Genomic DNA, 19,878 nt, shown 5'->3' on the forward strand with positions numbered 1-19,878 from the left:
CCATGAGCATCAGCAGAGTGTTGGTCGCCAACCGCGGCGAGATCGCCCGCCGCGTCTTCACCACCTGTCGCCGCCTCGGCATCGGCACCGTCGCGGTCTTCTCCGACGCCGACGCCGGGCTGCCGTTCGTGGGCGAGGCCGACGTCGCCGTGCGGCTGCCGGGGAGCACGCCTTCCGAGACCTACCTGCGGGCCGACCTCGTCATCGAGGCCGCCCGCAAGGCCGGGGCCGACGCGATCCACCCCGGCTACGGCTTCCTGTCGGAGAACGCCGGGTTCGCCCGCGCCGTCGTCGCGGCCGGCCTCACCTGGATCGGCCCGACCGCGGAGTCGATCGACGCGATGGGCTCCAAGGTGGCCGCGAAGAAGCTGATGGGCGACGCCGGCGTGCCGGTCTTCGCCGAGCTCGACCCGGCCGCCGTCACCGAGGCCGACCTGCCGATCCTGGTGAAGGCGTCCGCCGGCGGCGGCGGGCGCGGCATGCGCGTGGTCCGCGACCTCGCCGACCTCGCCGGCCAGGTGCAGCTCGCCTCCGACGAGGCGGCCTCGGCGTTCGGCGACCCGACGGTGTTCTGCGAGCCCTACCTGGAGAACGGTCGCCACGTCGAGGTCCAGGTCGTCGGCGACACCCACGGCAACGTGCTGGTCCTCGGTGAGCGCGACTGCTCGCTGCAGCGGCGGCACCAGAAGGTCGTCGAGGAGGCGCCCGCGCCGCTGCTGAGCGACGACGTGCGGCAGCGGCTGCACGACGGCGCCCGGCTGGCCGCGCGCGCGATCGGGTACGTCGGCGCCGGCACGGTCGAGTTCATGGTTTCGACAGGCTCAACCTCCGGAGAGAGCCGAGTCTCGTTCCTGGAGATGAATACCCGGCTCCAGGTCGAGCACCCGGTCACCGAGGCGGTCTTCGGCGTCGACCTGGTCGAGGCGCAGCTCCGGGTCGCCGAGGGCGGCACCGTCCCGGCGGCGCCGACGCACCCGCGCGGGCACGCCGTCGAGGTCCGCCTGTACGCCGAGGACCCGGCCGCCGACTACCAGCCGCAGAGCGGGCGCCTGGACACCTTCGAGGTCCCGGCCGACCTGGAGTTCGACCAGCTGCTCACCTACGGCACCCGGCTCGACAGCGGGTTCGCCACCGGCAGCGAGGTCGGCACCCACTACGACGCGATGCTCGCCAAGGTGATCGCCTGGGGCCCGGACCGGGCCTCGGCCTTCCGGTCGCTCGCCGGCGTGCTGGAGCGCTCCCGGATCCACGGGCTGGTGACCAACCGGGACCTGCTGGTCCGGCTGCTGCGCGACGAGAAGGTGCTCGCCGGCGAGGTCAGCACCGACTTCCTCGGCACGTTCGACCTCAGCGCCGCACCGGCCGACCCGTACGCCGCCGCTGCCGCGGCGCTCGCCCTCGCCGAGCGCGACCGCGCCGCCCGGGTGGTGCAGCGCGCGATCCCGGTCGGCTGGCGCAACGTGGTCTCCCAGCCGCAGCGCACCGTGCTGGCGACGCCCGCCGACGACGAGGTCGAGGTGCTCTGGCACGGCGGCCGCGACGGCTATCGGCTCGACGGCGGGGGCGTCACCGTCCTCGCGGCCGCTCCGGACCGGGTCGTGCTCGAGGTCGACGGGGTCCAGGTCGGCTACGACGTCGTCCTCGCCGGCGAGGCGGGCACGAGCACGGTGCACGTGGACTCGGGCCGCGGGAGCGCGTCGTACCGGGTGGTGCCGCGGTTCGTGGACCCGGCCGACCAGGTGTCCGCCGGCTCGCTGCTCGCGCCGATGCCGGGCACCGTGATCGCGACCCCGGTGGAGAGCGGCAGCGCCGTGACCGCCGGCCAGACCGTCGTCGTCCTCGAGGCGATGAAGATGCAGCACACCATCAGTGCCCCCGCCGACGGCGTCCTCGACGTCGCCGTCGCGGTGGGTCAGCAGGTGGCGGCGGGCGACGTGCTCGCCGTCGTACAGGTCCCTGACCCGGGGGCAGAAGGAGAGCAAGCATGACCGCCACGATGTTCACCGAGCCTGACGAGCGGATCGCCCTGCGGGAGTCCGTCTTCAAGCTGGCCTCGAGCTACGGGCACGCGTACGTCACGGAGAAGACCCGCAGCGAGGGCAAGCTCACCGAGCTCTGGCAGGACATGGGCAAGCACGGCTTCCTCGGCGTGAACATCCCCGAGGAGTTCGGCGGCGGGGGCGGCGGCATGGCCGACCTGGCCGCGGTGCTGGAGGAGGCGGCCGCCGCGGGCGCACCGCTGCTGATGATGGTCGTGAGCCCGGCGATCTGCGGCACCATCATCACCCGCTGCGGCACCGAGGAGCAGAAGAAGCGCTGGCTGCCGAGGATCGCCGACGGGTCGATGATCATGGCGTTCGCGATCACCGAGCCGGACGCCGGCTCGAACAGCCACCAGATCACCACCACCGCCACCAGGGACGGCGACGAGTGGGTGCTCACCGGGCAGAAGACCTACATCTCCGGTGTCGACGAGGCCGACGCGATCCTGGTCGTCTCCCGGACCGCCGACGCGAAGACCGGCAAGCTCAAGCCTGCGCTGATCGTCGTACCGACGGACGCGAAGGGCCTGGAGAAGCAGGTCATCCCGATGGACTTCCACGCCCCGGAGAAGCAGTTCACGCTCTTCTTCGACAACGTCCGGGTGCCCGCGGACGCGCTGGTCGGTGACGAGGACGGCGGCATCTGGCAGCTCTTCGCCGGGCTCAACCCCGAGCGGATCATGGGGGCCGCGTTCTCCAACGGGATGGCCCGGTTCGCGCTGGCCAAGGCGGTGGACTACGCGAAGACCCGGAAGGTCTGGAAGGACGTCATCGGGACGCACCAGGGCATCGCGCACCCGCTGGCGAAGGCGAAGATCGAGCTCGAGCAGTCCCGGTTGCTGATGCAGAAGGCGGCGGCGCTGTACGACGCCGGCGACGACGCCGGCGCCGGCGAGTTCGCCAACATGGCCAAGTACGCCGGTGGCGAGGTCGCGTGCAACACCCTCGACGTCGCCGTGCACACCCACGGCGGCAACGGTCTCGCCTCGGAGTACGGTCTCGGCAACATGTTGCTGGCCGCCCGCCTCGGCCGGATCGCCCCGGTCAGCCGCGAGATGATCCTCAACTTCGTGGCGATGCACTCGCTGGGCCTGCCCAAGTCCTACTGAGACCGTTGAGTTGGGACTTCCGGTCCGTCGACATGGGAGTTGCGGTTCCCTTACGACGACCGGAAGTCCCAACTCAACCAACCGAAACTCCCAATTCAACGGAGAAGGCATGACGGACGAACTGGTGCACTTCGAGGTCGCGGACGGCGTCGCGACGATCACCCTGGACTCGCCGCACAACCGGAACGCGCTGTCGCGCCAGCTGGTCACCGAGCTGGTCGAGCGGTTGGAGCGGGCGGCCGGCGACGAGACGGCCCGGGTCGTCGTGCTGCGCTCCGCCGACCGGGTCTTCTGCTCCGGGGCGGACCTGTCCGAGGCCGCCGGCGGGTCGATGACCGAGGGCGCCCGGGCTCTGGTCGACCTGCAGCGGCTGATCCTCACCCACCCCAAGCCGGTGGTGACCAGGCTGGTCGGCCCGGTGCGGGCCGGAGGGCTCGGCATCGTCGCGGCCAGCGACCTGGTGATCTGCGCCGAGGAGGTCACCTTCGCACTCACCGAGTCGCGGCTCGGGCTCGCGCCGGCGGTCATCTCGCTCACCCTTGTGCCGCGGCTCACCGTCCGGTCGGCGTACGACACCTTCCTGTCCGGCCGCACCTTCACCGCCGCGGAGGCGGCCTCGATGGGCCTGGTCACCCGGGCGGTCCCGGGGGCCGACGTCGACACCGCCGTCGCCGAGGCGTGCGCCGAGCTGCTGAAGGCGCACCCGCAGGGGCTCCGGGAGACGAAGGGGCTGCTGGCCCGGGACGCGGTCGCCTACCTGGAGGCGAACGCCGACGCGATGGTCGAGCTCAGCGCCCGGCTGTTCGGGTCGGACGAGGCCCGCGAGGCGATGCTGGCGTTCCTGACCAAGAAGTAGCCACGAAGCACAGCGCCCGCCGGGAAGTCCCGGCGGGCGCTGCGTCGTTCAGGGGTCGTTCTGGGGTCGTTTCTGGGGGAGATCCGCGTCAGCGGCGGACCCGCGGGCCGTAGAAGAAGCCGTCCTTGTAGCCGGTGACGCGGGCGTCGTCGGCGAACACCTTGTCGTTCTCGGCGACGATCGAGTACTGCGCGACCCGGACCCACTTCGGGTTGCCGAGGCAGGCGCGCGGGACGACCAGCAGCACCGTGTTCGCGGTGTAGTCGATCTTGTGGCTGGCGCCGCGGCAGGTGGTCTTCTTGTCCTTCGCGTTGTAGACCGTCCGCTCGCCGCGCCACTTGCCCGGGCCGGCCTCGACGTCGATGTAGCGCAGCGTGTTGTTCGACCGCAGTGCGAAGTAGTGGCCGGCGCCGTCGCCGGACGGGGACAGGTCGCGGAAGCGGACCTTGACGCGCACGGTGCTCTTCAGGTGGCTGACCCGGATCGACGCGATGTCGCCGCGGGCCTGGGTGGGCTCGGAGGTGACGGTGGTGGGCTGGACCTTCACCGAGACGACGTCGGCGGACGGGTCGGTGTGCGTGTCGCTGCCGGCCCAGGCGGCAGCGGGGGCGACGACGAGCGCCGCGGCGGCGGCGGTCGCGGCGAGGACGCGGGTGATGCGCATGGAGGAACCTTCCGAGTGGGTGCGTGGTCCGCCGACACTAACCGAAATGTCGGCTTTCCCTTCGGGTTTGCGAGAAGCGGCCGTTCAGCCCAGCTCGGCGACCGGCAGCGAGAGCCACGCCCGGACGAAGGCCGAGTGGTGCCGGGTCCCGGCCGCCGCGTCGACGGTGATGCCCGGATGGGCCGCCAGCAGCTCCTCGAGCGCGATCCGGGCCTGGAGCTTGGCCAGGTGGTTGCCGATGCAGAAGTGCGGCCCGCTGCTGAAGGAGAGGTGCCGGGTGAACGTACGACGCAGGTCGAGCCGGTCGGCGTCCGGGCCGAACTCGCGGGGGTCCCGGTTGCCGGCGGCGTACAGCATCATCACCTTCTCGCCGGCCGGGATGGTGACCCCGTCGATCTCGACGTCCCGGGTCGTCGTCCGGGCCAGACCCTGGACCGAGGACTCCAGCCGCAGGAACTCCATCAGCCCGGCCGAGATCAGCCCGGGGTCCTCGGCGACGAGCGCACGCTGGTCCGGGGCGTCGCTCAGCAGCATGACCGCGTTGGAGATCAGGCCGGCGGTGGTGTCGCTGCCGCCGGCGGTGACGACGAAGCAGAAGCCGAGGATGTCCCAGTCGCTCAGCCGCTCGCCGTCGATCTCCGCCTCGACGAGAGCGCTGATCAGGTCGTCGGAGTCCGTCAGCGGCGCGGCCCGGCGCGCCTTGATGACCTCGTCGAAGTAGCCGAGCAGCTCGGCGACGGCGCCGATCCCGTCCGGCTTGTCGTCGAGCCCGCCGCCGTTGAGGGTCTGGTCCTGGAGCGCCGTCACCTGCTGGACCCACGGGCCGAACCGGGTGCGGTCCTCCTCGGGAACCCCGAAGAGCTCGGCCAGCATGAAGGTCGGCACGGTGGCGGAGTAGTCCTGGTGCAGGTCGACCTGCTCGCCGTCGGTGGCCAGGGCGGCGATCTCGTCGAGCCGGGTGCGCGCGAAGCGTCGTACCGACTCCTCCAGCCGGGTGACCTGGCGCGGGGTGAACCCGCGGCCGATCAGGCCGCGCAGGCGGGTGTGCCGTGGCGGGTCGAGCATGACCAGGTTCGGCGGCAGCCCGAGCTGGGCGATCTCGTCGGGGAAGAAGGTCAGGCCGCCGGCGGAGGAGAAGACCTCGGGGTTCCGCACCGCCGCCCAGATGTGCTCGAAGCGGGAGAGTGCCCAGAATCCCGGAGCCCGGTGGTCCCGGGGCCGGTAGTGCACCGGGTCGTGCTCGCGCAGCCACGCGTACGTCGGGTAGGGGTCGTCGAGGAACTCCACGTCCAGCGGGTCGTAGGCCAGCGTGCTCATCGGCGCTCCTTCTAACGGACATTGTTATTAACGGAAGGCCCTAGTATCTGTCCTCGTGGCCCGCGACGCAACCGAGACCCGTGCCCGCCTGCTCCGTGCGGGCGAGCGCCGCTTCGCCCACGACGGGGTGAAGGGCGCCAAGCTCAGCGACATCGTCCGCGACGCCGGCCAGCGCAACGACTCCGCCGTCGGCTACCACTTCGGGTCTCGCCAGGGCCTGCTGACCGCGATCGTCGGCAAGCACATGGTGGTGATGGAGGAGCAGCGCACCGTCCCCGCCGCGGACGCCGACCTGCACGCGGTCGTGGAGGCCATCGTCGCGCCGACCGCGGCCCTGCTCGCCACCGAGGACGGGCGCGACTTCCTGCGGATCATGGAGCAGCTCGCGTTCTGGTCCGGGGTCGGCACCGCGCACCCCAACGACGTCCTCGCCGGGACCGTGCTCGGCACCCAGCTCGACCGCCTGCACGCGCTCCTGGAGCCCGATCTGGGCTCGGTTCTGGCCCGGGAGCGGGCTGCGCTCATGGTGACGTTCCTCACCGCCGCGCTCGCTGAGCGGGCCCGTTCCCGCGAGAGCGGCGCCCGCCAGCGCCTCGGACACGACCGATTCGTCCGCCACGTCGCGGATGTGCTCACCGGAGCGCTCTCGGCCTGAGATCCTTGGCCCGATGAAATTGGCAGGTCGGGCTCGGCTCCGCCGGGCAGTGGCACTGCTCGGCGGCCTCGTCGTCTCCTCCTCCCTCCTGCCCGGACCGGCCCAGGCCACCCCGGATGCCGTGCCCGCCGTCGCGCCCGCCGCCGTCGCGGCCGCCCCGTGCTCGGCCGGGTACATCGCGCTCACCTTCGACGACGGCCCGTCGAAGACCCAGACGCCGCGATTGGTGCAGATCCTCAAGGACCGGCGGGTGCCCGCCACCTTCTTCATGGTCGGCAGCCGCGTCGACAGCGCCCCCGCCGCCGGCCGCCTGGTCGCCCGCGAGGGCTTCGTAGTCGGCAACCACACCTGGTCGCACCCGCAGCTGCCGTCACTGAGCGACGGGGCGGTCCACAAGCAGCTCGTCGACACCGGGATGGCCTTCCGGCGCGCCCGGATCCCGCACAGCCGCCTGATGCGGCCGCCGTACGGCGCGATCGACGCCCGTGTCCGCCGCGACATCGCGCAGGTGCACCTGACGCCGGTGCTCTGGACCGTGGACTCCCGCGACTGGACCGGCGGCACCTCGGGCCAGATCGCCGACCGGATCCTGCGTCAGCTCCGTCCGCACCAGCGCAACGTCGTCCTCCAGCACGACGGCATCAACAACTCGCCGAACTCCGTCGGAGCCGTGCCGATCGTCATCCGCAAGGCCCGGCAGCGTGGCTTCTGCTTCGCCGACCTCGACGACGACGCCCGCATCCACCTGCCCTCGGCGCGCTCGATCATCCCGAGCCTAGGGTCCGGCGCACCTGGTCCGGGCGCGCTGTTCGCACCCGCCGGAGCCCAGGGCGCGGGACGTTCGGCCCCGTCGGCCCCGACGGCCCCGTCGCCGCGTTCGAAGGTCCGCGTCGCTGCGTTCGACCCCTTCTTCGCCCTGCGCTAACCGCCCGCCACGACCCGGTCGCCGACCGCGATCCGGCCGCTGCCGCCAGGGTCGATCTCCGGGATCAGGTGCACCGCGAACCAGGTCTTGTGGTCGATCAGGCGGTGCCGGGCCAGGGTTCGGATCGGCTCCTTGCCCGAGGCCAGGTCCGCCGGGGCGATCGTGGTCATCACGCAGCGGTCGACCATCTTCGCCTTGCGGAACCGCACCTCGCCGATCGTGACGGTCTCCCAGGAGTCCTCGTCGAACGGCGCGACGCCGTCGATCACCACGTTCGCCCGGAAGCGCTCGACCGGAAGCGGCGTGGGCGGCTCCTCGCCGCGCTCCAGGGCCGCTTCGGCGATCCAGTCGTTGAGCCGGGACAGCGAGCTCAGCGAAGCCAGCGTGACCGGGTAGCCGTCCGCGAACCCGGTGTGGTCGCCCGCCCTGCTGTGCGCCGGGTTGAGCACCCGTCGGGACGGGTCGTCGCACCAGACCAGGCGGAGCCCCGCGGCGCCGGTGGCGGCGTCGAACCAGGCCCCCGCCTCCGCAGCCGCCGGCCGGGCGAGCAGGTCGTTGCCGTGCAGCCGGACCGGGACGAGGTCCGACTCCGGCTCGGCCAGCTCCAGGTCGGCCAGCCCCGGCGCCCGCAGCCGCAGCGGCGCCGCCAGCGCCGGGTCGGTCGCCGCGGTGTCCGCGACCACCCGGAACAGGGTGCGCAGCTCGCGGGCGCTGACCAGGACGCCGTCGGAGTCGATGACCATCCAGCGGCGGTCGCCGTCCAGCCCCCACGGCAGCACGGTGGCCGACGGGACCGGCCGGATCGCGGTGCTCTTGACCGGGTGGATCCCGATCCCGGTGAGGGTGACCGTCATCGGACCCAGGACTCGAGCCGGTCGAGGCCGCGCAGGATCTCCTGCTCGCTGCCGGCGAAGGACATCCGGACGAAGTGCTGCCCGGCGGCGGTGTCGAAGTCGATCCCCGGCGCCATCGCGACCCCGGTCCCGGCCAGGGTGTCGTGGCACCAGGCGTAGCTGTCGTCGGTGAGGTGGCGGACGTCGGCGTAGACGTAGAACGCTCCGTCGGCGGGCGCCAGCCGGTCGATCCCGAGGCGGGGCAGGCCCTCCAGCAGGAGCGCCCGGTTGCCGGCGTACCGGGTGACGTGGCCGTCGAGCTCGGCGTACGACTCGGGCGTGAACGCGGCCAGGGCGGCGTACTGGGAGAGCACCGGCGGGCAGATCGTGAAGTTGCCGGTGAGTACGTCGACCGGGCGGCGCAGGTCCTCCGGGACCACCATCCAGCCGAGCCGCCAGCCGGTCATCGAGAAGTACTTGGAGAACGACCCGAAGATCACCCCGGTGCGCGAGGTCTGCCAGGCCGAGGCCGTCTGGTTTCGAGACGGTTGCTGCGCCACCCCCTCAACCTCCGGTGAATACGTGATGCCGTGGTAGATCTCGTCGGAGATCAGCCGTACGCCGCTCCGCTCGCACCAGGCCGCCAGCGCGGCGAGCTCGGCGGCCGGGATCATCGTGCCGGTCGGGTTCGCGGGCGAGGCGATCACCAGGCCGGCGACCTTCCCGGGGACCGCCTCCAGCTGCTCGACCGTCGGCTGGAACCGGGTCTCGGCACCGCAGTCGATCTCGATGACCTCGCAGCCGAGCGCGGTGAGCACGTTGCGGTAGCAGGGGTAGCCGGGCCGGGCCATCACGACGCGGTCGCCGGGCTCGAAGGCGGCCAGGAAGGCGAGCAGGAACCCGCCCGAGGAGCCGGTCGTGATCACCACGTCGTCGGCGGTCACGTCGATGCCCGACGTACGCCGGTGGTGGTCGGCGACGGCGCGGCGGAGCTCCGGGATGCCGGTGGCGACGCTGTAGCCGAGCAGGTCCTCGTCGAGCAGCCGCTTCGCCTCCGCGCGCACGGCGCGCGGCGCCCCCGTCGACGGCTGGCCGGCCACGAAGTTCACCAGGTCCCCGTGGCTCGCCTGCCGGGCCTGCGCCGCCGCGAGCAGGTCCATCACGTGGAAAGGCGGGACGTTCGCGCGACTGGCCACGTGCAGGCGCTGGGGGGAGACGGTCACAGGCTCACGGTAGGCGACCGGGTCGCCGCCGTACGCACGAAGGCCCCCGTCGGTCCAGGCGGGCTTCCAGCCCGTTCCTGTCGCTTCCGACCTGATGCTTCGGGCTGTTCGGTCGGAATCCCCTCTTCCCTTGGGAAACCGTCAGCGGGAAGCGGCGTGCCGACCCGCCCGGCGACCGAAGTAGGAACCCTCGGCGAGCTGGGTGCCGGAGGCGTAGCTGGCGCCGGTCTGGGCGATGTTCGCGGCACAGGCGCCGGCGGCGTACAGGCCGGGGACGACCTGGCCGTCCTCGCGCTGGACCTCGCCGTCCAGGGTGCAGCGCATCCCGCCGAGGGTGAAGCCGGCGTACAGCGCCTTGCCCAGGGTCAGGTCGTAGGCGCCCCACGGGCCCTCGTCCTGCGCCTCGACCCAGTCCGGGTGCTTGTGGAACTCCGGGTCCTGCTTGTCGTGGGCGTGCTTGTTGTACGAGTCGAGCGTCTCGGCGAGGTTGCCGGCCGGGATGCCGAGCGACTGCTCCATCTCCTCCACGGTCTCCCAGCCGTCGATGAACGGGCACAGCGGCATCGACGGGTGCTCGATGTGGGCCGAGTCGACGATCAGGTACGCCTTCTGCTCCGGCTGGTGCATCACGTGGTACGACGTCCGCGAGTGGTAGCTGTCCTCGGCGACGAAGCGCTTGCCGTCCTTGTTCACGACGATGCCGGTGACCAGGATCGACGGGGGGTAGAACGGCGCGGTGATGAACGGCTCGTCCATGAACTTGAGCTCGGCGCCGACCGACTTTCCGAGCCGGATGCCGAGGCCGTCGTCGTAGGTGTTGCCGAGGACGAAGAGCTTCTCGCCGAGCGCCGGGGTGTTCTCGGCGACCATGTCGGGGTTCATCACGAAGCCGCCGGCGGCGACGATGACGGACTTCGCCTTGAGCAAGCCGGTCTCGGAGAACTTCTTCCAGGCGACGCCGACGACCGTGCCGGACTCGTCGGTGACGAGGTTGGTGGCGCCGGTCTCGTAACGCACCTCGACGCCTGCTTCTGTGCAGCGCTCGGCGAGCAGGTCCATCACCATCTGGGTGCCGCCGGTGTCGCCGGGGACCGGGACCTTGTGGCCGCGCGGCGCGGGGACGGCGAGGTCGCGGTAGGGGTGGACCTTCTCGTTGCCGGTGAACATCAGGCCCTCGGTGTGGGGCTGGATGACGGCCTTGCCGGGGAAGTAGGAGCGCTCGAACTGGAAGCCGAGCGCCTCGATCCAGTCGAAGTGCTCGACGCTGTCGTCGCAGAACGCGCGGATCTTCTCCGGTTCCGGGTCCTCGCTGACGGCGATCAGGAACTTGTACATCTCGTCGGCCGAGTCCTCGTGGCCGGTCGCCTGCTGCACGGCGGTGCCGCCGCCGAGGTAGAAGTGGCCGCCGGACATCGCGCTGGTGCCGCCGTACGTCGCCGCGCGCTCGAGCAGGACGACCTTCGCGCCGGCCCGGGCCGCCTCGAGGGCGGCGCAACCGCCGGCGATGCCGAAGCCGATCACGACGACGTCGGTCTCCTCGACGTCCGCGGGCAGCGTGGAGGCAGGGACGAGCTCGGGCAGCGCAGTGGTCATGGGGCACAGCCTAGGCGGAAACTAGAACAAGTTCTACCCTTCGGTGGGCTCAGGGACCAGTGCAGATAGGCTGACCGCCCGTAGCCCCCACCGCCGAGGTGCCGTCCGTGACACTCGACGTCGAGACGCTCAACCAGGGACTCCTGGCGGGCTGCGGCGTGCTGCTCCTCGCGATCCTGGCGGTCCGGGCGTCGGTCCGGGTCGGGATGCCCAGCCTGCTGCTCTACCTGCTCATCGGCGTCGCGCTCGGCGAGGCCGGGATCGGGATCGACTTCTCCGACGCCGAGGTGGCCAACGCCCTCGGCTTCGCGGCCCTGGTGATCATCCTGGCCGAGGGCGGGCTCACCACCCACTGGTCGGAGATGCGGCCGGTGCTCCCGATGGGCCTCTCCCTGGCCACGATCGGGGTCGCGGTCAGCGTCGGCATCGTCGCGGTCGCGGCGCACACCCTCTTCGGGATGAGCTGGCAGCTCTCCGTCCTCCTCGGCGCGCTCACCTCGCCGACCGACGCCGCCGCGGTGTTCTCCGTCCTGCGCCGGGTGCCGCTCCCGCGCAGGCTGAGCTCGGTCCTCGAAGCCGAGTCCGGCCTCAACGACGCCCCCACGGTCGTGCTGGTCACGGTGGTCAGCATGGGCGGCCACCACAGCTTCGCCGGCTTCGTCGGCGAGGTGCTGCTCGAGCTCGTCGTCGGCGCCGTGATCGGCCTCGCGATCGGCTTCGGCGGTGCCTGGCTGATGCGCCGGGCCGCGCTGCCGTCCTCGGGCCTCTACCCGCTCGCGGTGCTCTCGATGAGCGTGCTCGCCTACGCGCTGGCCGCGACGATCCACGGCTCCGGCTTCGCCGCCGTGTACGTCGCCGCGCTGGTCCTCGGGAACTCCGACCTGCCGCACCGGGCGGCCACGCGGTCGTTCTCCGAGGGGATGGCCTGGCTGGCCCAGATCGGACTCTTCGTCATGCTCGGGCTGCTCGCCTCGCCGAGCCGGATCACCTGGGGCCACGTCGGCCTGGCGATCGCCGCGGGGCTGGTCCTCACCTTCGTCGCCCGCCCGGTCTCGGTGCTGGTGTCCTCGCTGGTGCAACCGATGCCGCTGCGCGAGCTCGCCTTCGTCAGCTGGGCCGGGCTGCGGGGCGCGGTCCCGATCGTGCTCGCCACCATCCCGCTGGCCGAAGGCGTGACCGACGCGAACGACCTGTTCGACGTCGTCTTCGTGATGGTGGTCCTCTACACCCTGATCACCGCGCCGACCCTGCCGAGGGTCGCCCGCATGCTCAAGGTCGCCCGGCGCAGCGAGCCCCGCGAGCTCGACGTCGAGGCGGCACCGCTGGAGCGGATCGCGGCCGACCTGCTCATCGTCACCATCTCGCCGAAGTCGCGGATGCACGGCGTCGAGGTCGGCGAGCTGCGGCTGCCGAGGGGATCCTCGGTCTCGCTGGTCGTCCGCGACGGGGCCACCCTGGTCCCGCAGGACCGGACCGTGCTCCGGCGCGGCGACGAGCTGCTCGTGGTCACCACCCGGCGCTCGCGCGAGCGGACGGAGGCACGGTTGCGGGCGGTCTCGCTTTCCGGCCGGCTCGCCCAGTGGCTCACCGACCCCGGAGGTTGAGGAAGGCGCGCAGCGCCTGTCCCGAAGACCCCCGCCACGGCGGCGGTTGGGCGACGTGGTGGCGCCGATCTCGTCGAACGTCGGCTCGGCATCTCGGGCCGCGGGGGAAGAGTTAAACCCGTCCCACGAAGGAGACGGGCTGTATGCACCGAAGTATAGGCACAAGCGGGCACTGCGGAGCGGCTGTGAGTCGCGCAGACGAGCAAGGGCTGCCTCACGGTCGCGGTGACGCCTCAGGCTGTCACCAGGGCGAGGGCTTCTGCAGCCTCCCCACGGATGCCGGCAGTTGGGCCGCGAAGAGGTCATCGGCCGTCAGCTGGTACCACCAGTGACCCCCGACCCCGTCGGTCGGCGCCCCGTTGAGCGCGCCTGCGGTGTAGCCCTTCGTGGGATTGATCGTGCCGACGGAGACTCGCTCGCGCGCCTGCTTGACCGGGAACTCGAGATCACTGTCGTTGCTGATGACCACTGCGGCGTCGACGCTTCCGTCGAGGACGTCGATGAGGAGGTGCGAGGCCACGTTGACATCGCTGCCCTTCTCCTCACGTCGGGCGACCGAGGCCATGAACGTCGCGTCGGGGATGTCGTTCTGGCAGGTCGCGTCCTTGACCATCATCGGCCAAGCCGGGCGGCAGAGGACGGGCTTGTCGCGGCGGTTCCTGACCGCAAGAGGCAGCGTCGCAACCCGGCTGACGTAGGTGCCCATCTCGATCTGATCGACCGCGCCGGCAGCCCGGAGAGCCCGGAGGTAGATGTCCTGCTCGCGGGGACCTGGCGCATCCGGGTGGCTCGCGTCGGCCTTGATCCGGGCGGTGCAGTAGACGACTCTCGCCGACGTCGTCGGCGCCCACCCGGATCGTGCCGACAGCGCGTTCAGGGCCAGGGTCCGCACATCGAGCCAACGCCAGCCCGCGACGCCCCGTCCGCCGGCGAGCCCACGGCCGCCGTAGTAGAGGTTGAACCCGTCGATGTAGATGCCCACGCGCATGCGCGTCAACGTATCCAGTTCGCGGAGCGCAGCGGGCGGCTCGAGCCCGGGGCACAACGGGTTATTTGCAGGTGGTCCTGGGCTCGGTCAGCGCCACCCGGCGCGGGGCCTTCGGGTCGAGCCCGCCGAAGCGGTCGCCGATGAACACGTCGACGCCCGGGCCGTAGTCGTCGGTCACGACGACGACCCGGGTGTTCTTGCCGAGGGCGAGCGCGACCAGCTGGGCGGCCTTGTCGTTCTGCTTGGTGGTGCGGACCTCGGCGCGGGGGACGTTGTCATCGGCGTCGGCGTTGCCGATCGCGCCCGCCTCGAAGCCGGCGTTCTCCAGCAGGTCCAGGGTCTTGCCCGCCCTGCCCGCCCGCTTGCCGGTGTTGTAGACGCTCACGGTCACCTGGCCGCGGCGCACGAACTCCTGGACCGTCTGGTCCTCGGGCGCGCAGGTCGGTTCGTTCGAGGAGCTGCTGCTGCCGGAGTCCTTGATCGGCGCGGTGGCGGCGTGGATGCCCCAGACGGCCATCAGGCAGACGATGGCGACCAGGCCGACCATGGTGAGGGCCGTGGTCAGTCGACGTCCCGTCACTCGCCCACCTCGTGCACCCGGGCGTGCAGCACGTGCCGCTGCTGGAGCGCTGCGCGGAGGGCCCGGTGCAGCCCGTCCTCGAGGTAGAGGTCGCCCTGCCACTGCACGACGTGGGCGAAGAGGTCGCCGAAGAAGGTCGAGTCCTCGTCGAGCAGCGTGGACAGCTGGAGCGTGTCCTTGGTGGTGACCAGCTCGTCCAGCCGGACCGGTCGCGGGGGCAGCGCGGCCCAGTCCCGCGGACCCAGGTCGTGGTCCGGGTAGGGCCGGCCCTCGCCGACGCGCTTGAAGATCACCGGGACATCATAGAGACCGCGGGATCTCGGAAAACCACCCGCGGCGCGCGCCCGGCTACAGTCCTGCCATGGCGGACGCTCCTGCTCCCGGACCTGACACTCCTGTCCCTGCTGACCCGATCAGCGCCGCCGTCGCGGCCGGGTACGCGTTCGAGGGCCCCGCGCTCGAGCTGGGCGGGCTGATGCTCGACGCCGAGCACCTGGCCGACGTGAGGGTCCGGATCCCGCTGGGGATGCTGAACCGGCACGGGCTGGTCGCCGGCGCCACCGGTACCGGCAAGACGAAGACCCTGCAGCTGCTCGCCGAGCAGCTCAGCACCGCCGGGGTGCCGGTCTTCGCGGCCGACATCAAGGGCGACCTCTCCGGCCTGTCCACGTTCGGCGAGGGCGGCGAGAAGATCACCGCCCGGGCCGCGTCGGTCGGCCAGGAGTGGAAGCCGACCGCGTTCCCGGTCGAGTATTTCGCGCTCGGCGGCCAGGGCACCGGGATCCCGCTGCGGGTGACGATGTCGGCGTTCGGGCCGGTGCTGCTCAGCAAGGTGCTCGGGCTCAACGACACCCAGGAGTCCTCGCTCGGTCTGATCTTCCACTACGCCGACCGGGCCGGCCTGCCGTTGCTGGACCTGGCCGACCTGCGCGAGGTGATCAAGCACCTGGTCTCCGACGAGGGCAAGGCCGAGCTGAAGGACCTCGGCGGCCTCTCCGCGGCCACCGCCGGTGTGATCCTGCGCGAGCTGATCGCCTTCTCCGACCAGGGCGCGGACGCGTTCTTCGGCGAGCCGGAGTTCGAGACCGCGGACCTGCTCCGCACGACGCCGTCCGGCAAGGGCCTGATCAACCTGGTCGAGCTGCCGCAGCTGCAGGACCGGCCGGCGATCTTCTCGACGTTCCTGATGTGGCTGCTCGCCGACCTGTTCCACGACCTGCCCGAGGTCGGCGACGTGGACAAGCCCAAGCTGGTGTTCTTCTTCGACGAGGCGCACCTGCTCTTCAAGGACGCCTCGAAGGCGTTCCTGGACGCGATCGCCCAGACGGTCCGGCTGATCCGTTCCAAGGGCGTGGGCGTCTTCTTCGTCACCCAGTCGCCGACCGACGTGCCCGACGACGTGCTCGCCCAGCTCGGCTCGCGGGTCCAGCACCAGCTCCGGGCGCACACCCCGAACGACGCCAAGGCGCTGAAGGCGACCGTGAACACCTACCCCACCAGCGGGTACGCCGACCTCGGCGCGGTGCTCACCTCGCTCGGCATCGGCGAGGCGGTCGTGACGGTGATGAACGAGAAGGGCGCGCCGACCCCGGTGGCCTGGACCCGGCTGCGGGCGCCGGAGTCGCTGATGGGCGCTGCCGACCCGGCCGCGATGACCCAGGCCGTGCAGTCCTCCGCGCTCGGGCCGAAGTACGCGACGGCGGTGGACCGCGAGTCGGCCCGGGAGATCCTCGCGACCCGGCTGGAGGCCGGGGCGGCGAAGGCCGAGGCCGAGGCGGCTGGGCAGGCGCCGGCTCCGGCGGAGAAGGCCCCGGCGAAGAAGGCGGCGGCGAAGAAGGCCGCGCCGAAGAAGGAGAAGGGCGTCGTGGAGGAGGTCGTGAATTCGACGACCTTCCGCCAGGTGATGCGCACCGCGGCCCGCGAGGTCGTCCGCGGGATGTTCGGCACCGGCCGGCGCTGACCGAGCCGCGCCGAGGGCCCGTCCGGGCCATGGTGCCGATCCGGCGCCGGGTGTCGACTGGAAGGTGCGCGGAAGCTCCGCGCGCCGGAAGGAGGCACGATGAGCGTGCTGATGGCACTACGGGTCTCGGGTGACGCGACAGGTCTGGAGAAGGTCGACCCGGCCGTCTTCAAGAGCGTCGTCGCGAAAGCGGTCGAGATGGGGGCGACCAAGCACCGGTTCTTCACCAACGGCAGCGAGATCCTCGTCCTCGACGAGTGGCCGGACCGGGAGACGTTCCAGAAGTTCTTCGAGAGCACTCCGGAGGTCCCCGAGGTGATGGCGGCCGCCGGTGTGACCGAGCAGCCGGTGATCGAGTTCTGGGACCGCGTCGGGGTGGATGACGCGCTGAACTGGGACTGACGTCCCTGCGTGGACGACCGTGCGGGCAGTGCCCGGACGGGGAGAATTCCCACGCCTGCAAGGCGGACCGCCTATTGACATTCGTTCAATGACCGGCGACGGTTTTGACATGGCACCCACCTTTGTCAAGCGCGCCTCCGTCCGTTCCGCCGACGGGACCCGCCTCTCGGTCTTCGAGGCCGGCAACCCCGACGGCCCCGTCGTCGTCGCCGTGCACGGCTACCCGGACAACCACGCCGTCTGGGACGGCATCGCCGCCGAGCTCGGCGACACCCACCGCGTCATCGCGTACGACGTCCGCGGGGCCGGCACCTCCGACCAGCCGGCCGGGCGGGCGGCGTACAGGATGGAGCGGCTCGCCGAGGACTTCCGCGCGGTGATCGACGACGTCAGCCCGGACACCCCGGTGCACCTGCTGGCCCACGACTGGGGATCGATCCAGTCCTGGGGCCCGGTCACCGACCCGGCCTTCACGGACCGGATCGCCAGCTTCACCTCGATCTCCGGCCCGTCGATGGACTACGCCGGGGTGTGGCTCCGCGACCGCGGCCACGTGGGTGCCTCGGTCCGCCAGCTGCTGAAGTCCTACTACATGGCGGCCTTCCAGATCCCGCGGCTGCCGGAGCGGATCGTCGCCACGGACTTCGTCGCGCGCGGCATCACCCGGGTCGAGATGCTCGGCCGCGCCGACGCGAAGACCGCCGAGCCGGTCGACCGCGGCATCGCCGACCGGACCAACGGGATCAACCTCTACCGCGCCAACGTGTTCGGCCGGCTGCTGCGCCCGCACCCGGAGCCGACCCTGGTCCCGACCCTGGTGCTGGTCCCGGTCGACGACCCGTTCGCGACGCCGCGGGTCTCGGCCGAGGCTCCGGTCCCGTTCGTCGAGGCCCTCACCGTCACCGAGATCCCGGGCAGCCACTGGGTCGTCACCGCGCGCCCCGACCTGGTCGCGATGCACGTCCGCGAGTACGTCGCCGCGCACCAGCCCGCCCCCGCGGTCCCGGCCGGCCGGGGGAAGCGGGCCCGCCGATGAGCGGCCGGAAGGACCGCCAGGAGGTCCCCGACAAGGTCGCCCTGAACGCCCGCGAGGTCCGGTTCGACTGGACCGGCCTGACGCCGGCGTTCATCCCTCGCGAGCCGTTCGCCTCGCACCTGCTCAACGTGCTGCACATCCTGCTGCCCGAGGGCGAGCGCTGGTTCGTGAAGATCTTCGGCGAGGCGCTCCCGCTGATCCAGGACGACGAGCTGCGCGAGGACGTCATCGGGTTCATCGGCCAGGAGGGCATGCACGCGCACGCCCACCAGCAGGTCCAGGACTACTTCACCGCCCAGGGGATCGACACCCGCGGCTACGTGCGCGACATCGAGTACATGTTCCAGCGGATGCTGGGCGACCGGAAGCTCACCGGCAAGAAGCATGAGGAGTGGCTCATCGAGCGGCTCGCGCTGGTGGCCGCGATCGAGCACGTCACCGCGTTCCTCGGCAACTGGGTGCTCAACGCGAAGGGCCTCGACAAGGTCGACGCCGACCCGCGGATGATCGACCTGCTGCGCTGGCACGGCGCCGAGGAGGTCGAGCACCGGGCGGTCGCCTACGACGTCTACGTACACGTCGACGGCCGGTACTCCCGGCGGATCCGGACCTACGCGATCTCCTCGCTGGTCCTGACCTGGCTCTTCGTCCGCGGCGTCCGCGCGCTGATGAAGGCGGACCCGGCGACCCCGCCGGGGGTGAAGGCCCGCTGGCGAGACCTGGTCCGCACGAAGCGGATGGACGTCACGCCCGGCTACCTGGACGTGCTGCGCTGGTCCCTGCGCTACTTCCGTCGCGACTACCACCCGGGCGGCGAGGGCTCGACCCAGCAGGCCGTCGCCTACCTGGCCCAGTCGCCCGCCGCGCTCGCCGCCGACCAGCTCGCCCGGGACCACGGCCTTGCCAGCTGAGAGCACCGGCGGGGTCCGGGAGTCCTTCCGGGAGAACCCGCCCTCGCGCTCGATGCGGGCGCTCGGAGTGCTGGTCACCCTCTACGAGAAGGTCTCCGGCCTGTCGGGCCAGTTCCGCCCGGAGATCGTGCCGGTCCGGCGCGAGATCGACGTGGTCCTCGACCGGGTCGACCCGGTGGGCGACGGCGTGGTCAGCCTGCGGCTGGTCGCCGCCGACGGGAGCGCGCTGCCGTCCTGGCACCCGGGCGCGCACCTCGACCTGACCCTGCCGTCGGGCCGGGTCCGGCAGTACTCGCTGACCGGTGCCGCCGACGACCCGGCCTGGACGATCGCCGTACGGGCGATCCCCGACGGGGGCGGCGGGTCGCTGGAGGTGCACCGGCTGGAGCCGGGCGCGCGGCTCGTCGTACGGGGTCCGCGGAACGCGTTCCCCTTCATCAGCGTCGACCGCTACCTGTTCGTCGCCGGCGGCATCGGGATCACCCCGATCCGGCCGATGCTGCGCGATGCGATCGCCCGCGGCGCGGACTGGCAGTTCGTCCTCACCGGCCGGACCCGGGCCTCGATGCCGTTCCTCGACGAGCTGGAGGCGCTGGCCGCCGAGCACCCGGACCGGGTGCACCTGCGGCCCGACGACGAGTTCGGCGTCCCGGACGGCAAGGAGGTGCTGGCCCACGCCCCGGACGGCGCCGCGCTCTACTGCTGCGGCCCGCCGCCGATGATCGACGCGATCCGCGCAGCCATCCCCGTCCGGTACGGCCCGGCCGAGCACATCGCGACCCTGCACTACGAGCGCTTCTCCCCGCCGCCCGTCGTCGGCGGCGAGCCGTTCACCGTCGTCCTGGCCCGCAGCGGGCACGTCGTACCGGTCGCGTCGGACCAGAGCGCCCTCGCGGCGGTCCGGGAGGTCCTGCCGGACGTCGCCTACTCCTGCCAGCAGGGCTACTGCGGCACCTGCCCGGTGGCGCTGCTCGGCGGCGACGTCCAGCACCACGACCGGTGCCTGTCCGACGCCGAGCGCGAGCACGCGTTCGCGCTCTGCGTCTCCCGGGCGACCGACCGGGTCACCCTCGACCTCTGAGAGCAGCGGACCCGGTAGTCACAGCGAGAAGCACGGCGCGGGGGGACGGAACCGTGCTCCTCGCTGCGACTACCGGGTCGCCGGAGGAGGGAGCTGCGG

General features: G+C 71.8%; 19 protein-coding genes. 11 read left to right on the forward strand and 8 right to left on the reverse strand.

Going from position 1 to position 19,878, the window contains the following annotated elements:
* Positions 1–2 precede the first annotated feature (2 nt).
* From AB4Y76_RS01555 to AB4Y76_RS01565, 3 genes are all read left to right on the forward strand, one after another.
* The gene (locus AB4Y76_RS01555) at positions 3–1,988 is read left to right on the forward strand and encodes an ATP-binding protein (protein ID WP_441921727.1); all 1,986 of its coding nucleotides are present in this window, start codon (positions 3–5) and stop codon (positions 1,986–1,988) included.
* The gene (locus AB4Y76_RS01560) at positions 1,985–3,151 is read left to right on the forward strand and encodes an acyl-CoA dehydrogenase family protein (protein WP_441921728.1); all 1,167 of its coding nucleotides are present in this window, start codon (positions 1,985–1,987) and stop codon (positions 3,149–3,151) included. The genes AB4Y76_RS01555 and AB4Y76_RS01560 overlap by 4 nt, the downstream gene beginning before the upstream one ends.
* A gap of 109 nt (positions 3,152–3,260) precedes the next feature.
* Positions 3,261–4,007 (forward strand): enoyl-CoA hydratase-related protein, encoded by a 747-nt coding sequence (locus AB4Y76_RS01565; protein ID WP_441921729.1) that lies wholly within the window; start codon positions 3,261–3,263, stop codon positions 4,005–4,007.
* Between the two features lie 88 nt (positions 4,008–4,095).
* Here AB4Y76_RS01565 and AB4Y76_RS01570 read toward each other — a convergent pair whose 3' ends face one another.
* Positions 4,096–4,671, reverse strand: a complete 576-nt coding sequence (locus AB4Y76_RS01570) for a hypothetical protein (protein WP_441921730.1) — start codon at positions 4,669–4,671, stop codon at positions 4,096–4,098.
* A gap of 84 nt (positions 4,672–4,755) precedes the next feature.
* Positions 4,756–5,988: a cytochrome P450 gene (locus AB4Y76_RS01575; protein WP_441921731.1), complete on the reverse strand. Its 1,233-nt coding sequence runs from the start codon at positions 5,986–5,988 to the stop codon at positions 4,756–4,758.
* 55 nt (positions 5,989–6,043) lie between these two features.
* Between AB4Y76_RS01575 and AB4Y76_RS01580 the strand changes: the two genes are divergently transcribed.
* Together AB4Y76_RS01580 and AB4Y76_RS01585 are read left to right on the forward strand one after the other, a co-directional pair.
* The gene (locus AB4Y76_RS01580) at positions 6,044–6,643 is read left to right on the forward strand and encodes a TetR/AcrR family transcriptional regulator (RefSeq protein WP_441921732.1); all 600 of its coding nucleotides are present in this window, start codon (positions 6,044–6,046) and stop codon (positions 6,641–6,643) included.
* A gap of 13 nt (positions 6,644–6,656) precedes the next feature.
* Positions 6,657–7,568 (forward strand): polysaccharide deacetylase family protein, encoded by a 912-nt coding sequence (locus tag AB4Y76_RS01585; RefSeq protein ID WP_441921733.1) that lies wholly within the window; start codon positions 6,657–6,659, stop codon positions 7,566–7,568.
* On the opposite strand, the gene AB4Y76_RS01590 is transcribed toward AB4Y76_RS01585, so the two are convergent.
* From AB4Y76_RS01590 to AB4Y76_RS01600, 3 genes are all read right to left on the reverse strand, one after another.
* Complete coding sequence (locus AB4Y76_RS01590) at positions 7,565–8,422, reverse strand: MOSC domain-containing protein (protein WP_441921734.1); 858 nt, start codon at positions 8,420–8,422, stop codon at positions 7,565–7,567. The genes AB4Y76_RS01585 and AB4Y76_RS01590 overlap by 4 nt on opposite strands.
* A complete protein-coding gene (locus tag AB4Y76_RS01595; RefSeq protein WP_441921735.1) occupies positions 8,419–9,624 on the reverse strand; it encodes a pyridoxal phosphate-dependent aminotransferase in 1,206 nt (401 codons plus the stop codon). The genes AB4Y76_RS01590 and AB4Y76_RS01595 overlap by 4 nt, the downstream gene beginning before the upstream one ends.
* A gap of 141 nt (positions 9,625–9,765) precedes the next feature.
* Complete coding sequence (locus tag AB4Y76_RS01600; RefSeq protein ID WP_441921736.1) at positions 9,766–11,217, reverse strand: FAD-binding protein; 1,452 nt, start codon at positions 11,215–11,217, stop codon at positions 9,766–9,768.
* 107 nt (positions 11,218–11,324) lie between these two features.
* On the opposite strand from AB4Y76_RS01600, the gene AB4Y76_RS01605 reads away from it, so the two are divergent.
* Positions 11,325–12,821 carry a potassium/proton antiporter gene (locus AB4Y76_RS01605; protein ID WP_441921737.1) on the forward strand — a complete coding sequence of 499 codons (1,497 nt, stop codon included), beginning with the start codon at positions 11,325–11,327 and terminating at the stop codon, positions 12,819–12,821.
* Positions 12,822–13,062: 241 nt separating this feature from the next.
* Here AB4Y76_RS01605 and AB4Y76_RS01610 read toward each other — a convergent pair whose 3' ends face one another.
* The 3 genes from AB4Y76_RS01610 to AB4Y76_RS01620 all read right to left on the reverse strand — a co-directional run bounded on the left by AB4Y76_RS01610 (position 13,063) and on the right by AB4Y76_RS01620 (position 14,682).
* Positions 13,063–13,809 (reverse strand): hypothetical protein, encoded by a 747-nt coding sequence (locus AB4Y76_RS01610; RefSeq protein WP_441921738.1) that lies wholly within the window; start codon positions 13,807–13,809, stop codon positions 13,063–13,065.
* Between the two features lie 61 nt (positions 13,810–13,870).
* On the reverse strand, positions 13,871–14,389 hold the full coding sequence (locus AB4Y76_RS01615) for a LytR C-terminal domain-containing protein (protein ID WP_441921739.1): 519 nt from the start codon (positions 14,387–14,389) through the stop codon (positions 13,871–13,873).
* Positions 14,386–14,682 (reverse strand): type II toxin-antitoxin system VapB family antitoxin, encoded by a 297-nt coding sequence (locus tag AB4Y76_RS01620; protein ID WP_441921740.1) that lies wholly within the window; start codon positions 14,680–14,682, stop codon positions 14,386–14,388. Before AB4Y76_RS01620 ends, AB4Y76_RS01615 begins: the two co-directional genes overlap by 4 nt.
* 68 nt (positions 14,683–14,750) lie before the next feature.
* Between AB4Y76_RS01620 and AB4Y76_RS01625 the strand changes: the two genes are divergently transcribed.
* From AB4Y76_RS01625 to AB4Y76_RS01645, 5 genes are all read left to right on the forward strand, one after another.
* On the forward strand, positions 14,751–16,349 hold the full coding sequence (locus tag AB4Y76_RS01625; RefSeq protein ID WP_441921741.1) for a helicase HerA-like domain-containing protein: 1,599 nt from the start codon (positions 14,751–14,753) through the stop codon (positions 16,347–16,349).
* A 99-nt stretch (positions 16,350–16,448) separates the two neighbouring features.
* Positions 16,449–16,751 carry a hypothetical protein gene (locus AB4Y76_RS01630; protein WP_441921742.1) on the forward strand — a complete coding sequence of 101 codons (303 nt, stop codon included), beginning with the start codon at positions 16,449–16,451 and terminating at the stop codon, positions 16,749–16,751.
* Positions 16,752–16,860: 109 nt separating this feature from the next.
* A complete protein-coding gene (locus AB4Y76_RS01635; protein ID WP_441921743.1) occupies positions 16,861–17,787 on the forward strand; it encodes an alpha/beta fold hydrolase in 927 nt (308 codons plus the stop codon).
* Complete coding sequence (locus AB4Y76_RS01640) at positions 17,784–18,698, forward strand: metal-dependent hydrolase (RefSeq protein WP_441921744.1); 915 nt, start codon at positions 17,784–17,786, stop codon at positions 18,696–18,698. Before AB4Y76_RS01635 ends, AB4Y76_RS01640 begins: the two co-directional genes overlap by 4 nt.
* A complete protein-coding gene (locus tag AB4Y76_RS01645) occupies positions 18,688–19,779 on the forward strand; it encodes a PDR/VanB family oxidoreductase (protein WP_441921745.1) in 1,092 nt (363 codons plus the stop codon). The genes AB4Y76_RS01640 and AB4Y76_RS01645 overlap by 11 nt, the downstream gene beginning before the upstream one ends.
* Positions 19,780–19,878: the final 99 nt, after the last annotated feature.

Source organism: Marmoricola sp. RAF53 (assembly GCF_052114005.1).
In the GTDB taxonomy this organism is placed as follows: Bacteria; Actinomycetota; Actinomycetes; order Propionibacteriales; family Nocardioidaceae; genus Marmoricola.